Consider the following 13978-nt stretch of genomic DNA (forward strand, 5'->3'; position numbering starts at 1 on the left):
GACAACCTACAACGGCTAGCTACGTCCCCTGGCCGGAGGGAGCTAAACAGCAGCAGAGTCGCCGGTGGCACTATCGCCGTCGTCAAGCGCGGCAACCAAATCCCGGCGCGCACGAGCGACACGGGAGCGAATGGTTCCCACACGACACCCTGCGATTTCCGCGGCCTCCGCGTAGGAGTACCCCAGCACCTGCGTCAGAATGAGTGCCTCGCGGCGTTCCTCCGGCAGCTGCTCCAGTAGCACGCGGGCATCAGCGAGCTCAGACCAGGACTCGCCGGTTGTGAACTGCTCGGCAGCGTTTTCCACTTCCATCGCGGACTTCTTCGGGCGTGCCGAATCATGGCGGACCGAATCCACCCACACGCGCCGGGCCAGCGACAATAGCCAGGTACGGGCAGAAGAACGCGCCGCAAAGCGGGGAAGCGCCCCCATCACGCGCAGATACGTCTCCTGCGTTAAATCATCCGCGGCATCAACGCCGCCCAGATGCGCGACCAGACGCCACACGTCCTTCTGCGTCAGCCGCACGAACTCCGTCAGCGCAGCCTGATCACCGCGGCCGGCTTTCAGCGCCAGCTGCGTGATGTATTCGTCATTAGAGACGAGGCGTGCGGGAGTCATGGACATAGCTTAGCAACTTAAAACCTAAAGATAATTCGCCTGTCTGCACGTGACCTCACCTGCAAAAAGCAGGCGGCGACGCAGCCAGGCGAACTAAGGGCTGAAAAGCTAGAAGCGGATGGCGTCGATGGGCTTGACGCGGACGGCAATAGTGGCCGGGATGATACCTGCCAGTGCGCCCACAAATGTCGCGACCAGCACGCCGATCACAGCGGCCGTGACGGGGTAGGCCACGGCACCGGTCTCCAGCGGCAGCGCCAGCATCTTATCCAGCGGCAGTTGCTTGACCGTGATGATAGAGGCAATCACGCCAACCACACCCGCCACCGTCGTGGCGACAATCGACTCCAGGAACACAGAGATAAAGATCCTGCCTGCCGACGCGCCCATTGCGCGACGAATACCAATCTCACGGACGCGGTGGCCAATGGTGACAATCGAGACCGTGAGCAGCCCCAATGCGCCAAGCGCAATCACAATGCCACCGATAATGCCCAGCGCAGTGGTGATGGTGTTATTCATCTCCTGGGAAATCTGCGTGTCCTTCTCCGACAGGGAGGTATTCACCTTCCAGCTGGGGCCGAGCTCCGCCTGGAAAATGTTGTGCAGCGCCTTCTGGTTCTCCTTTGCGGATTCTTCAGGCGTCGCGACGAGAAGTTGCGGCTCACCCACCTGTCCTTCGTAGCCGGCGTTGAGGAAGGAATCGTAGTGCGTGACAATGCTCGGGGCGTCCCATGAACCCAGAGACTTATACACTCCCACCACGGTGAAGGTGGTGTTACCCGTTTCCTTCAACCTGAAGGTTGGATGGTCGGCTAGCGCTGGGTTGCCCAGACTTTCGTAGAACTGGTCGTTGACCACCACGGGGTTCATCAAGCGCTGCCCATCGGCATCTTCCAAACGACGTCCCTGCACGATGGTGCGGGCGTAGATATCGAACCAACCGGGGTCAGCGGCGATCAGCTCGGGAGTACCTGGCGAAAAACACTCGTAATCATCCGGAGCGCAGTCATCCATATTTTGCTCGGGTGTCGCTGGCTGCATGCGAACTCGGGACCACAAGTTGGCATGGGTGGTCTTCACCAGGCGATGCGTGGCAGTGGAAAAGGCGTCATTGATAGACCCGTCCGGGTTGAGGACGCTCAAATCGTCCGGACCGTTTCCGCCGGTGCCCTCGCCGCCGAAGCTTCCAAAGCTATCGGCCATTGTGCCGGCGCTGCCGTCGCCGAAGCCGCTGTCGCCGAAGTTACTGCCTTCCTCGGAATCGGAGCTACCCGCTCCGGCAGTCAAAGTGACCGTTCCGGCGACACCCGTGCTCTGCGCGGTTACCGCATCCTGAGAGCTGGTGAGAATATTGCCAAGTGCAATAACCGTGGTCATCGCCCACACTGCGGCAGCCACACTGACCAGCGACAGCATGATGCGGCCACGGTTAATGCGCAGCTCATGCCACGCCTCCAGCAGAGCGCCGAGATAAGGCGTTGCTGCATAGAGGAAGGAAGGCCGTGACTTCGATTCGGTTTCATTATTCGTCGTCATCAGCAGCCTCCTCGGAGCCTTGCATAGCGTTGGCAGCAGATAGTAGGACGGAGTCGGCGTGCAACTGACCGTCGCGAAGCTCAAGCACCCGATCGCCGCGCTCGGCGACCTCTAAATCGTGCGTAATCAGAATCAACGCAGCGTTGTTTTCCGCCGCGACTTCTTCGAGCAGATTCATAACGATCTTGCCGGTGTCGACATCGAGCGCACCGGTGGGCTCATCGGCAAGAATGAGCTGCGGTTGGCGCACGAGCGCGCGGGCAATAGCCACACGCTGCTGTTCACCGCCCGAAAGCTGCGAAGGCGTGGCCTCTAGGCGGTCCCCCAGGCCGACGCGCTCCAGCATCGCGGCGGCGAGCTCGGTGCGATTCCAAAACTTCTCACCTCGGTCGTACATCAGCGGAACCTCAACGTTTTCCAGCGTGGTGCGGGAGGGGAAGAGGTTGAACTGTTGGAAGACGAATCCCAAATTATCGCCTCGGAGCGCAGCGCGTTTCCTGTCCGACAAAGTGGAAATATCAGTGCCGTCGAACGTGTAGGTGCCGGAGTCTGGCAAATCGAGCATGCCAATGATGTTCAGCAGCGTTGACTTACCCGAACCTGACTGGCCGACAATGCTGAGGTGCTCGCCGCGGGGCACTTCGAGGTCGATGCCTTTCAAAATAGGCAGCTCCTCGCCGTTGGGGAGCGTCACTGTTCGAGTGACTGCGGTCAAACTAAGCATGGCGCGGGCCTACTTTTCAGAGCCAGCGTCATCGCCGGACTCATCGAAGCCAGTGTCGCTGCCATCACCAGCGCCGGTGCCGGTGTCAGTGCCGTCGCCGGCGGACTCATCCTTGTAGGAAGGTACGTACTCCAAGACCTGCTGGCCTTCCTTCAGGCCGCGCTTGATCTCAATGAAAGTGCCATCGTTGGCGCCCAGTTCAACCTTGATTTTGGTGGGCTTTCCGCCGTCCTTAGCCGGAGCGTAGACGACACCTTCGCGGAAGCGTCCCTCCACGGCGGTCACCGGCAGTGCCGGGACCTCCGAGGTGGTGCCACTGCCAAGAATCAGCGTGGCAGGAACACCTTCGTAGACGGTCTGATCTGCGGGAATGTCACAGCGCAGCTGTGGGCCGCCCGAGGAATTTCCAGCAGCGGCGGCGCCCATGCCAGCGCCATCCCCGGCGCCAGTGTTCTGCGAGCCCGCGCTACTTCCCGTGACGGTCTTCACCGAATCGCACAAAAACGGTGCCGGGCCATCGGTGATAGCGAGGCGGCCATTGTTAATCGAGTCTCCCAGCGTGTACAGCTGGCTCGGCTTAATAGGTGCTACGGCGTGGAAGCTATTCGGCGAAATCGTGCCAATTTCCTGGCCAATCTCGACCGTCTGGCCAATGACGATATCCCACTGCACAGTGCCAGAAGCCTTAGCGGTGATGTTGCCCCAAGTCACGGTAGTTTCGGGTGCGGCGGCTGCGGCGCTTTCATCATCGGAATCCGCGCCGCCGGAGGTGCTGGCAGTCTCGGACACCGAGGTCTTCTTCACTTGGAGCAGGTTTTGCCCCTCTACGGCGTTGCCACCGCTGTTGACAAAGGCGTCAGTGATTTCACCAGACGCGTTGGCGCGGATCACCGTGGGCTCATCCGGGACGATGGTGGCAGACAGCTTCTGCGTGTTATTGATCCGCTGAGGGGATAGCTCCGTGGTGGGCTGGGAGAAATCACCGGTTGCTTGCGCATAGTCCTCGTCGTTAGCGGGGAAGAATGCGATCTTGAGAAGCGCAACGGTCGCCAGCAACGCCAGCGTGTACTTGAAGACTATGAGCGCTTTTGCGCCCCTCCCTTGTTTTTTCATGTCTGCAGAAGTATCCGATCAAAATCCAAATTGACAGCGTGGTACGCGAAAAATCCTACCCTCAACGCCTGCGGGCAGTGGTAGTGCTGGCTATACCTTTTATTCACTGCTGATAGGTATTGCATGAAAGCGCGGTAAGTGCTTTTCGACGGTCATTGTGTGTGGTTTTCGCGGAGGGAATTTTGCCCTTTTTAGGGCCGAGTGTTTGCGGCTGATACAGCGAACCTAATCGGACTAATAATTAAGGCCACATATCAATCGCGGGAGACTAATAGGAAAAATATGAAACTTCGTGTAGGGTGGAAAACGTCAGGGCATGTTGTGACTGCCATCTAGCCCCTGTCTTTAGGAGGAAATCCCCATGTCCAATCTCTATGAAGGTTCCAATGGTCCGACCACTCGCCTCAACGGTGCGCCGGTTCCTACAGAGCAGCACTCGCTAACCAATGGCCCACAGGGAGGTATTAACCTCCACGACATCCACCTGCTGGAAAAGCTCGCGCACTTCAACCGTGAGCGCATTCCGGAGCGCGTTGTTCACGCTAAGGGTGCAGGTGCTTTCGGTGAACTGACCATCACCGAGGATGTCTCCAAGTACACCAAGGCTGCAGTATTCCAGCCGAACACGGTCACGCCGATGCTGGCGCGATTCTCCACTGTCGCAGGTGAGCAGGGCTCCCCGGATGGCTGGCGTGACGTGCGCGGCTTTGCACTGAAGTTCTACACCGAAGAGGGCAACCTCGATATCGTGGGCAACAACACGCCAGTGTTCTTCATCCGCGATGGCATTAAGTTCCCGGACTTCATCCACTCTCAGAAGCGCCTGCCGGACACAGGTTTGCGCGACGCCAATATGCAGTGGGATTTCTGGACTGCCTCTCCGGAGTCCGCTCACCAGGTCACTTACTTGATGGGTGACCGCGGTATTCCGAAGGACTTCCGTCATATGGATGGCTTCGGTTCTCACACCTATCAGTGGATTAACGCTGAAGGGGAGCGTTTTTGGGTTAAGTACCACTTTAAGACTCGCCAGGGCTGGGAGTTCCTGACGGATGATGAAGCCGCCGAGCTGGTTGGCGAAAACACCGACCACGCTCGCCAGGATCTCTTCGAGGCGATTGAGCGCGGCGACTACCCAACCTGGGACGTCAAGGTGCAGATCATGCCTTACGACGAGGCCGCCAGCTACAAGGTGAACCCGTTCGACCTGACCAAGACCTGGTCTCAGAAGGACTACCCGCTGATTCCGGTCGGCCACTTCACTCTGAACCGCAATCCGGGCAACTTCTTTGCTGAGGTTGAGCAGGCCGCTTTCGCACCGTCGAATACGGTCCCGGGTGTCGGCTTCTCGCCGGACAAGATGCTGCTGGCGCGTGTGTTCTCCTACGCTGATGCGCACCGCTACCGCCTTGGCGTCAACAGCGATCAGCTGCCGGTGAACCAGTCTCGCTGCCCAGTGAATTCCTTCTCGCAGGATGGTGCGGCCACGTACTACTACTCGGATCCGAAGCTGCCGGTTCACGGCTCCAACGCCACCGCTCGCGGCCCGGAGGCCGATACTGAGGCTGCGGCTAAGGCCGCTGGTTGCCCAGTGCGCTCCGGTCACGCCGGCCAGGTCGATGCTGGTGCCTTTGGTCAGTGGGAGAGCGTGGGCGAAGAGTTCTACGCTGGCGCCTACGTGCAGCACCCTGAGGATGATGACTTCTCGCAGCCAGGCGACCTTGTTCGCAACGTGATGGACGATGCCGAGCGCGATCGCTTGGCAAACAACATCGTCGGTGCCATGCAGGGTGTTTCCCCAGAGGTGGAGCAGCGTGTCTACCAGTACTGGACCAACGTTGATTCCTGGCTCGGTGCCGAGGTGGAAAAGCGCTTTAAGGCAACGAAGTAAAGCAACCGCGTAGGGCTGTGCAGTAAAACCGCAGAGTAGAGCTGCACAGTCACGCGGTAGATCAAAGTAAATAGAAAAGCGTTAGCCCTGCAAATGGTTGAACCATCTGCAGGGCTAACGCTTTATTTAAAACTTCTGTCTGTGCATGACAGCCACGGCTTTGTGGTTGCCTGCACGCCGGCCCGGTTTGGGCGGCTAAGGAACAACCCTAAGTGTGAGCTGTTTTAGGCACCGATGCCCGGCAGGCTCGGGGAGCCGTTGAAAAGCGACTTCGGAGCAGCTGCAGCCTCGTCGGCTTCTTCGGCGGACTCGGACACCTCTCGACCCTGTTCGGCAGCGTCGGAGACACTATCAGCCTCAACGCCGGAGACGTGGGTGGAGTTGTCGTTGTGGGTGGACTGATCGTTCGTGATGTTGATGTCCATGAAGTCGCGGCCGAACGGAGCGTTCCAGTCACCGGTTTCCAGGAGGGTCAGGTCACCATCGATGGTCGGGTTAATCTCGAAGGTGACGTTGACGGTCGGGCCGGAAGGCATTGCTTCCAGAACCTCAACGATAGGAGTGACGTCCATTTTTGGTGTTCCTTTTAGACAGTAACGAAATGAAGAATATCGGTTTTAACTGAACAATAAACCGCAGTCTTTTTTAGAGACTGGCGGTTTATTGTGTCAAGGATTGGCGGAGCTATTGTCCTGCCATGAAGCCCAGGAGCTTACTTGGCGCCGATGCCAGAGATGCTCGGGTTCAGGAAGTCGAACTTACGCTGGTCGGACTTGTCGACGGTGGTCTCCGGGTTCAGGAAGTCGGAAACCTCGACGTCGTGGGAGTCGTGGGTGGAGTGGTCGTCGGTGACGGAGATGTCCAGGAAGTCGTTACCGAACGGCAGGTTCAGGTCGCCACCGACGTTAGCGAAGTTGACGTCGTTGCCAGCCAGCTGCTCGAAAGCCGGCAGCGGGCTCTCGACGGTGACGGCCGGAAGGGCTTCGAGGATGGTTGCGATATCTTCTGCGGAGCAGGACATGAGAAAATCCTTAGGTTCTCGGGGGTAAAGATTTTGAGTCGCTCTTGGCTGACTCACAGAAATTAAGTTAACCGATGGGGCAAGGGGCTGCAATGAAAAAATAAGTGCCTCGATCCGCTTTCGGTCGGTTGCGTCCCTCAAAGCTCGCTCAAATTCGCCTAAAAACATTGGAAAGAGGGCGGTTTTGTGGTGTCTGTGACGACTCCGGCCTCTGCCTGAATATCGGATGACAAAAGCGTTGTTTTCTTAAAATTTACCGGGATTGCATTGATTGTTTTGTTCTTGGTGTCACAAAGGTGCAGGCAAACGGCAAATTCATCACAAATGATAACTAAGGGTTCCCTAAGTAAGGGAAACCAAAGTTTAGTAAATGGCAAAAACTGCCACTCAATTTAGGGGCATAAGCGGGGTTAACGAGCGGGCCATAGCCCATGAGAGGTACATCACATTGTGGGAGGCCAAAAGTGTGGGGAAATATACCCCCTTTTGGGTAGGCCGGGTGGCCTAAAGGGGGTGTCGGAGCGCGCTGAGGGGTCGCTGTGAAACTGGCCGCTAACGGTGTGTTCAGGACGTTTCCCGCGCCGCTAGCTACCGCTCCGGGACGTAGTCCTCAGCGGAGCCGTCACGGGCACCCAGCACCGCGCGTCCAAGTACTTCGGAGGCGACGGTAGCGACGACCAGGACAGCAACAATGGCCAGAATGGCGGTGAGGGTTTTGCCCCACGTCAGATCGCCCTGGTCGGCCTCTAAGACCAAGTTGGCAATCACCAGCGCGGGGATGCCCACCATGATTCCGGCGGAAAGTTGGTTCAACCGGCTCAGGGCATCTTTAGAGCGCCACATGGCCACGCCCGCCAGGAGCAGGTACAGAGATCCGCCAATGACCAGCACGGCAAACAAGATAGTTACAAGGATTGAAGCGATACTCATAGTGCGATTCGTCCTTAATCGGTCTTAGCGGCGGCCACGGGAAATAACTCGGGCCAGGCCCACGGTCGACAAAATGCCAAGCAAGCCCGCCAGCATTGCAATATCGAAAGTAATGGCTGTAGTCCGCAGCATGGCAGTTGTGAGGAACACTCCCACCATGGGGTAGAAGGCGGCGTCGGAAAGCACTGCGCGTGAGACATTGCCCTTGACCCGGAAGATCAGCACCACGCCCACAAGCAGCGCCACTGAACACAGAGCAATGCCAATGCCGCTAATTACCTGTACTGCGGTGGGATCGATCAATGTGTCATTCATGAGCGTGCTCCTTTGTCTTCGCCATTGGAGGCAATGCCATCCGGCAGTGGCAGACCATGGTCGACCTCAGCGGCAACACCGACGACGGCATCCGGGTCAATGAACTGGTCTGCGTTGTATTCCTCGAAGACAAATGCCTTCGGGCGGGGGACATCGCGGAGGCGGGGGACGAGGTGCTCCTCCATGTCGTAGAGGGAGTCGTACAGCGCGTCCAGGTCGGCACCGAAGATCGCGTGGATGATAAACAACCGTCCCGCATCGGTTTCACGGACGCCGCAGACCAGCGTGCCCGGGGTCATGGTGATGGACTCGGCAAAGAGAGTGACCTCAAGGTCAGACTTCACACGCAGCGGCAGTCCAATGAGCACCGGCTGCTGCTTCTGGTTCGGGCGCAGAGTATCGAGCACCACGTCCGTCGCAGCTACAACAACCTGCCAGACCAGCCAGAGGGAATAGCGGATAACGTGTAGAAACTTCATCAGTAAATACCTCCGATGGCGTTTTCAACTCCGCCGAGTGTGGCCTCGCGGTAGCCATCAATATTCAGCAGCGCATCGGCCGCGCCGGTGGTCGCCCAAGTGACGGCGCCGACCGCGACGAACATGGCCACGGAAACAATTGCCAGCATGGCGGACGGCGCAACCAGCGTTCCCGGAACACGAACCGAATCATCCACGCCCTGCATGGGTCGGCCCCAGAAGACCGCGCGCCACAGGCGAATCATGGCCAGCAGCGAGCCCAGTGAGGCAACGATGATTGCGGTGATCGCAACAATCGAGCGAGCATCGCCAGTGGCGGCAGAGGCAAAGACAATGCCCACCTTGCCCCACACGCCGGAAAACGGTGGGAAGCCCACAATGGAGAAGCTCATTGCCGCCATCACCCAGGCAACCGCTTGGTCGCGGCGAGCAAGCCCCGAAAGCCTAGAGAGCGTACCCGTACCGTAGGTCTCTTCCACCGCGCCGGAGCCCAGAATGAGGGCGCCGACAGTCACCATGTGGTGGATTGCGTAGAAAATACCCGCAGCCAGGGCAGCCTTGGCGCTGCCCCCGTCGTTAGCGTCCGTGAACGCCAACACGATCAGAATGAACGGCATACCCGTGACCATCTGGTAGGCCAGCACCTCACGCATGGTGTTCTCCGCGAGACCAGCAAACGCGCCGACCAGCATCGAGATCGCCATGATGATAATGATCGGCCAGTGCCAGGAGGGATTCATGCCCACAATCACGACGTAAATGCGGAAGAGCATGTACACCGCAACCTTCGTGTGCACCGCAGAGAACAGTGCCATCACCGCAGGGCTTGTCGACGGGTACGTCCTCGGCAGCCATGTGTGCGCCGGAACCAAACCAGCCTTCACACACAGCGCAATGATGACAATGCCCAGCGCGACCACACCCGTGCCGCCGGGGCCGCCCTCGCTGGCCATGTCGGCCAGCATTGCGATGTTCACATTGCCCGCCGAGCCGTAAATCAGCGCGACACCAATCAGCAGCACCGTGGAGGTCAAGAGGTTGACCAGCACGAAGTTACGGCCAGCAGCCAGGCGGTGCCAGGTACCGGTTACCGCGATCAGGCCATAGGACGGCAGCAGCATGACCTCCATGAACACGAAGAAGTTGAACAAATCGGCAGTCAGGAAAGCACCCGACATACCGGACAACATCATCAGCGTCAGGGAGGGGAAGAACCGCGAAGTGTTTTCGCCCGCGACGTGGGCGAACCAGTTACCGATGGCAACCACAGCCGCGGCCACACCCAGCATCAGCATGGAGAACGTGTCCGCCAAGAAAGGAATCGAGATACCACCGGGGAACGCGCCCACACCGTGGCCGACCGGGCCGTTGTCAGCGACGTAGAACATCACCCAAAACGCAGCCAGCGACGACAGTGCCGGAACGGCGATGCCCATCGTCGCGCGCATCCACAGCTTCGGCAGAATGGCTGCGACCGCCGACAGAATCAGCGGCAGTGCCGCAAACAGCGGCAGTAGCGAAGACAGAGTTGAAGGGGACATTGCAGAGGCTTCTACCATTTCTCGTCACCGCCGAATGTGGTCTCGCGCGGGAACTTATTCGGAGCCGAAGAGACCCCTGGGGTGCCGGTGACCGTGGAATCCGAGTCCGACGGAATGTGCTTACCCGCACGACGACCAGCCGTCGACAGCTGTCGCATAGCCTCGCGGTCCTCATGGATACGAGTGTCGTCATCGCGGCCCAAACCAGACAGAGCCAGCATGAACGCGGTGACGGCCATGGTAATCACGATGGCCGTCAGCACGAATGCCTGCGGCAGCGGGTCAGCCATCTGCTCGGCAGCGCCAGCGCCCGCAGTGGTCTCGTTGCCCAGCAGCGGTTCGCCGCGCCAGGCGCCGACACCCGTGGACAAAATAATCAGGTTGGCGGCATGGGAAATCAGAGTCATACCGATGATGGTGCGCAGCATGCCGCGCTGTAGCACCAGGTACGTGCCACCGCCTGCGAGGACGGCAGCCATGATGGCGATAATCACTTCTTGGCCTCCTCAACGGTGGCATGAGCTGGGGCGGGGGCTGGAGCGCTCTCCGCTTCTGAGGCGAACACGCCCATCTCCGGCGGCACCCGCAAGCTTGAGCGGTCTGAGTAGAGATCCTGCATCACATCGTCCGACCCGGTCACACCAGGACGGTTCGGGCCGCCCAGGAGATTCAGCGCGGTTGCCACAATGCCGATGACGGCCAGGTACACGCCGACGTCGAAAAGCAATGCCGTGGTGAGGTGCTGACCCAGGAACTCGCCGTACAGCGGTGCCAAGAACGACCCCTTGGCGAAACCGATGAAGCCCGTGCCGATAGCCGTGATGACACCCGCAGCGCTGAGCACTGCCGGGATCTTCTCGCCAAAGACCAGCTCGTCGCGGTCCTTGGACAGGTAAATCAGCATGACGGCAGCGGCGCCAATCAGCGCCGCGTTGAAGCCGCCGCCCGGAGCGGTACCGCCGCGGTAGAGAACCACAGCGGACAGGGCGAACAGAAGCGGAGCCAACCAGCGGACCAGCCAACGCATCATGATGGAGTTCAGAGCGGGCTCCGCAAGCGGGGAAGGCTGATCGAGCAGGTGCGGGAAGCGAGGCATAGACGTGACAACCGCCGCCATCGCGACACCCGCCATACCGAGAACCGCCAGCTCACCCATGGTATCGAAAGCACGGAACTCAACCAGGATCACGTTGACAATGTTGGTCTCGCCCGTGACCTTCTCAGTGCTATCGATGTACCACTGCGCGACCTCAGGCATCTGACGACGGCCAGTGAGGAACCACACCGCGCCGAACGTAGCCAAGCCCACGGCAACTGCCACAACCGCCGCCGAGGCACGGCGGTTCTTCGAGGTCTCAGAGAACGCACGCGGCTGGAAGCGCAGCACCAGCATCATCAGCACGACAGTCAGGATTTCCACCATGAACTGCGTCAATGCCACATCCGGTGCGCCCAGCAGGAGAATCTGCAGCGTGACACCAACACCGGTGACGCCGAGCAGCACAGCCGCCTGCAAACGGTTCTTCGCCCGAAGCGTGGCCCACACGCCAATCACGACAACAACCAGCGGAATCAGATCGGTCAGGTGATCGATGCCGTCGATCTTCGGCAGCACCGGAGCGCCCCCGACACCCGGAGCGATTGCAATAACCAGGGCGTACACCGCGAGCAAACCAAGCAGCGGCAACAGGTGACGCGATGGCTGATGCGAACGCGCCACCTTGCCCATCGCGCGCCCCACACGCTGCGAGACGCTCAGCGACGCGTTGATTGCCTCCACACCAGTGAACGGGAAGAGCTTGCGGTCTGCCATGACGGCGCCTACGCGGGCACGAGTGAAGATGAAGCCCACGCCGACAGCCAGCACAATCACAGAGATAATCAGCGGCACATTCACGCCGTGCCACAGACTCAAGTGCGATTCCTGAGTCGTGCCAGCCGGAAGCTGACCGACCGTATCGGCCACGCGGTCCAGCGGGCGGTTCAAAATAGCGCCGGCAGCGAAGGCCGCAGGCAGGCTCAGCAGGCCAGGGATAGCGGCCGGCAGCCACAGCGAAATTGGAGCCTCAGTGATGTGGTCAACATTGCGCGGACCATCCACAAACGCACCGAACACCAAACGTGCCGAGTACGCGAAAGTACCAATCGCACCAATCGCCGCCACCGTCAGCAGAATGACGACACCGGTGTTGGACAAAGGTGCGCCCTCGAATGCGGTCAGCATGCCCTCCTTCGACATGAAGCCGAAGAACGGCGGAATTGCCGCCATCGATGCCGCACCGAAAATCATCGAGCCAAAGCTCCACGGCATCTGCTTCCACAGCGGTCCGAGGCGACGAATATCGCGCGTGCCCGCCTGGTGATCAACCACACCAGCCATCATGAACAGCGAAGACTTAAACATCGCGTGCGCAATGGTGTGCACAACCGCAGCCATAATGGCGAACTTCGTACCCACACCAATCGTGGCAACAATCCAACCCAACTGCGAGACCGTCGAGTACGCAATCAGCTTCTTCAGGTCAGTCTGCTGCAGCGCAAAGTAGGCCGTGGCAACAGCCGTCCACATACCCATGACAATCAGCAGCAACTGCCACACGCGCACGTCCGCGAAGACCGTGGAAAAACGCATCAGCAGGTAAACGCCCGCCTTGACGACGGCCGCAGCGTGCAAGAAAGCCGAGACGGGAGTTGCCGCCGCCATGGCCTCTGGAAGCCAGGCGTGGAAGGGGAACTGGGCTGCCTTCGTGAAAGCGCCCAGGGCCACCAGCGCGGCAATGAGGCTGCGCGCTGCCGGGTTGGCCTCCCACTCAGGCGAAGCCAAAACCTCGGTGAGGTTCGTGGAGCCGGTTAGCCACACCGCACCGCCGAGGGCGGCCAGAAGCAGCAGGCCACCGGTGAAGGTCAGCAGGAGTGTGCGCAACGAGCCCAGCTCGCCCGACGAGCCCGACCTCGCAATGAGCAGGAACGACGCCATCGAGACCAGTTCCCACCCGATGAAGAGGAGCATGATGTCGTCGGCAAGCACGAGGAGCAAAACCGCCAGCATGAACGCCGTCATCAGGACGTAGAAGCTCATCGCGGATTTCTTCGGCGGCAAATACGCGGTGGAGTAGATGAAGACTATCGAGCCCACCAACAGCGCCAAGAAGCTGAACACCATGGAGAGGGGATCGAGCTTCAGCGCAAACGCCGCGTTCAGTTCCGGGGACCAGACGCGGGACCAGGTGAAGGTGGTGCCGTCGAGAATATCGCCCGTTACACGCGAAAGCTGGACCACCGACGCGAGAAAAAACGCGACGATGGGCCAGCCTGCGTGACGACCAAGGAGCTTCACAAACAGCGGGGTCAGCGCCAGGGCAACCGCGACCAACAGCGGGACCGAAAGGAGGGTCAGGCTGTTGGCGGAGGTTTGGGCTGCTTGGGTGGCTTGGACTGCTTGAGCTGCTTGAGCTGCGAGCGTTGTTGCGTGCTCTGCGGAGCTGCTTGCTTGGGGGGTAATCGTTGCCGGGGCAGAAAGAATGGAATCTAAAGAATTCAATGTTGCCGATACGCCGCCGGACGCAAACTCAGAAGCCAATGTCTGGTCTGGTGGTGCGGTCGCCGACGGCGGACTGGCTGTAAAGGAGCTGGCTGATGCCAGAGCTGCTGCCAGGTGCGTCACTTGGGGGCTACTTTCACATTGCTGTTAAAAAGGTTCGTACTTCTACAGACTAACAGCCACGAAATTGCTTCACGCGGGGTGAAAGGGGCATTTGGGGGAGCGGGGAAAGTCTGTGCGGATGCAGTAGTGAAAATACATAG

Annotated in this window: 13 protein-coding genes; 1 reads left to right on the forward strand and 12 read right to left on the reverse strand. The window is 59.5% G+C overall.

Features of this window, described 5'->3' with window-relative positions; translation table 11 throughout:
• Positions 1–42: 42 nt before the first annotated feature.
• From QP977_RS03310 to QP977_RS03325, 4 genes are all read right to left on the reverse strand, one after another.
• Positions 43–627 carry an RNA polymerase sigma factor gene (locus tag QP977_RS03310; protein ID WP_172620227.1) on the reverse strand — a complete coding sequence of 195 codons (585 nt, stop codon included), beginning with the start codon at positions 625–627 and terminating at the stop codon, positions 43–45.
• A gap of 102 nt (positions 628–729) precedes the next feature.
• Complete coding sequence (locus tag QP977_RS03315; RefSeq protein ID WP_016421908.1) at positions 730–2160, reverse strand: ABC transporter permease; 1431 nt, start codon at positions 2158–2160, stop codon at positions 730–732.
• Positions 2147–2884: an ABC transporter ATP-binding protein gene (locus QP977_RS03320; RefSeq protein ID WP_016421909.1), complete on the reverse strand. Its 738-nt coding sequence runs from the start codon at positions 2882–2884 to the stop codon at positions 2147–2149. The genes QP977_RS03315 and QP977_RS03320 overlap by 14 nt, the downstream gene beginning before the upstream one ends.
• Before the next feature lie 9 nt (positions 2885–2893).
• On the reverse strand, positions 2894–3997 hold the full coding sequence (locus QP977_RS03325; RefSeq protein WP_016421910.1) for an efflux RND transporter periplasmic adaptor subunit: 1104 nt from the start codon (positions 3995–3997) through the stop codon (positions 2894–2896).
• Between the two features lie 361 nt (positions 3998–4358).
• On the opposite strand from QP977_RS03325, the gene QP977_RS03330 reads away from it, so the two are divergent.
• On the forward strand, positions 4359–5888 hold the full coding sequence (locus QP977_RS03330; protein WP_070549770.1) for a catalase: 1530 nt from the start codon (positions 4359–4361) through the stop codon (positions 5886–5888).
• A gap of 224 nt (positions 5889–6112) precedes the next feature.
• Here QP977_RS03330 and QP977_RS03335 read toward each other — a convergent pair whose 3' ends face one another.
• The 8 genes from QP977_RS03335 to QP977_RS03370 form a co-directional block, all read right to left on the reverse strand.
• Positions 6113–6460, reverse strand: a complete 348-nt coding sequence (locus tag QP977_RS03335) for a hypothetical protein (protein ID WP_016421912.1) — start codon at positions 6458–6460, stop codon at positions 6113–6115.
• Positions 6461–6600: 140 nt separating this feature from the next.
• Positions 6601–6909: a hypothetical protein gene (locus QP977_RS03340; RefSeq protein ID WP_016421913.1), complete on the reverse strand. Its 309-nt coding sequence runs from the start codon at positions 6907–6909 to the stop codon at positions 6601–6603.
• 588 nt (positions 6910–7497) lie between these two features.
• Positions 7498–7839, reverse strand: a complete 342-nt coding sequence (locus tag QP977_RS03345; protein ID WP_016421914.1) for a monovalent cation/H(+) antiporter subunit G — start codon at positions 7837–7839, stop codon at positions 7498–7500.
• A gap of 24 nt (positions 7840–7863) precedes the next feature.
• On the reverse strand, positions 7864–8154 hold the full coding sequence (locus QP977_RS03350) for a monovalent cation/H+ antiporter complex subunit F (protein WP_005511667.1): 291 nt from the start codon (positions 8152–8154) through the stop codon (positions 7864–7866).
• The gene (locus QP977_RS03355; RefSeq protein ID WP_016421915.1) at positions 8151–8633 is read right to left on the reverse strand and encodes a Na+/H+ antiporter subunit E; all 483 of its coding nucleotides are present in this window, start codon (positions 8631–8633) and stop codon (positions 8151–8153) included. The genes QP977_RS03350 and QP977_RS03355 overlap by 4 nt, the downstream gene beginning before the upstream one ends.
• The gene (locus QP977_RS03360) at positions 8633–10174 is read right to left on the reverse strand and encodes a monovalent cation/H+ antiporter subunit D family protein (RefSeq protein ID WP_070546379.1); all 1542 of its coding nucleotides are present in this window, start codon (positions 10172–10174) and stop codon (positions 8633–8635) included. Before QP977_RS03360 ends, QP977_RS03355 begins: the two co-directional genes overlap by 1 nt.
• An 11-nt stretch (positions 10175–10185) precedes the next feature.
• Positions 10186–10668 carry a sodium:proton antiporter gene (locus QP977_RS03365; protein ID WP_070546318.1) on the reverse strand — a complete coding sequence of 161 codons (483 nt, stop codon included), beginning with the start codon at positions 10666–10668 and terminating at the stop codon, positions 10186–10188.
• Positions 10665–13571, reverse strand: coding sequence for a DUF4040 family protein (locus tag QP977_RS03370; protein WP_502870946.1), 2907 nt, complete (start codon positions 13569–13571; stop codon positions 10665–10667). Before QP977_RS03370 ends, QP977_RS03365 begins: the two co-directional genes overlap by 4 nt.
• Positions 13572–13978 lie beyond the last annotated feature (407 nt).

The organism is Corynebacterium sp. MSK012, from assembly GCF_030232435.1.
Taxonomy (GTDB): domain Bacteria; phylum Actinomycetota; class Actinomycetes; order Mycobacteriales; family Mycobacteriaceae; genus Corynebacterium; species Corynebacterium jeikeium_D.

Excerpts from the sequence above, each read along its gene's own strand:
- QP977_RS03325 (WP_016421910.1), bottom strand. The coding sequence starts at position 3,997 with ATGAAAAAACAAGGGAGGGGCGCAAAAGCGCTCATAGTCTTCAAGTAC.
- QP977_RS03320 (WP_016421909.1), bottom strand. The coding sequence starts at position 2,884 with ATGCTTAGTTTGACCGCAGTCACTCGAACAGTGACGCTCCCCAACGGC.
- QP977_RS03310 (WP_172620227.1), bottom strand. The coding sequence starts at position 627 with ATGTCCATGACTCCCGCACGCCTCGTCTCTAATGACGAATACATCACG.
- QP977_RS03350 (WP_005511667.1), bottom strand. The coding sequence starts at position 8,154 with ATGAATGACACATTGATCGATCCCACCGCAGTACAGGTAATTAGCGGC.
- QP977_RS03315 (WP_016421908.1), bottom strand. The coding sequence starts at position 2,160 with ATGACGACGAATAATGAAACCGAATCGAAGTCACGGCCTTCCTTCCTC.
- QP977_RS03340 (WP_016421913.1), bottom strand. The coding sequence starts at position 6,909 with ATGTCCTGCTCCGCAGAAGATATCGCAACCATCCTCGAAGCCCTTCCG.
- QP977_RS03345 (WP_016421914.1), bottom strand. The coding sequence starts at position 7,839 with ATGAGTATCGCTTCAATCCTTGTAACTATCTTGTTTGCCGTGCTGGTC.
- QP977_RS03335 (WP_016421912.1), bottom strand. The coding sequence starts at position 6,460 with ATGGACGTCACTCCTATCGTTGAGGTTCTGGAAGCAATGCCTTCCGGC.
- QP977_RS03360 (WP_070546379.1), bottom strand. The coding sequence starts at position 10,174 with ATGTCCCCTTCAACTCTGTCTTCGCTACTGCCGCTGTTTGCGGCACTG.
- QP977_RS03330 (WP_070549770.1), top strand. The coding sequence starts at position 4,359 with ATGTCCAATCTCTATGAAGGTTCCAATGGTCCGACCACTCGCCTCAAC.
- QP977_RS03355 (WP_016421915.1), bottom strand. The coding sequence starts at position 8,633 with ATGAAGTTTCTACACGTTATCCGCTATTCCCTCTGGCTGGTCTGGCAG.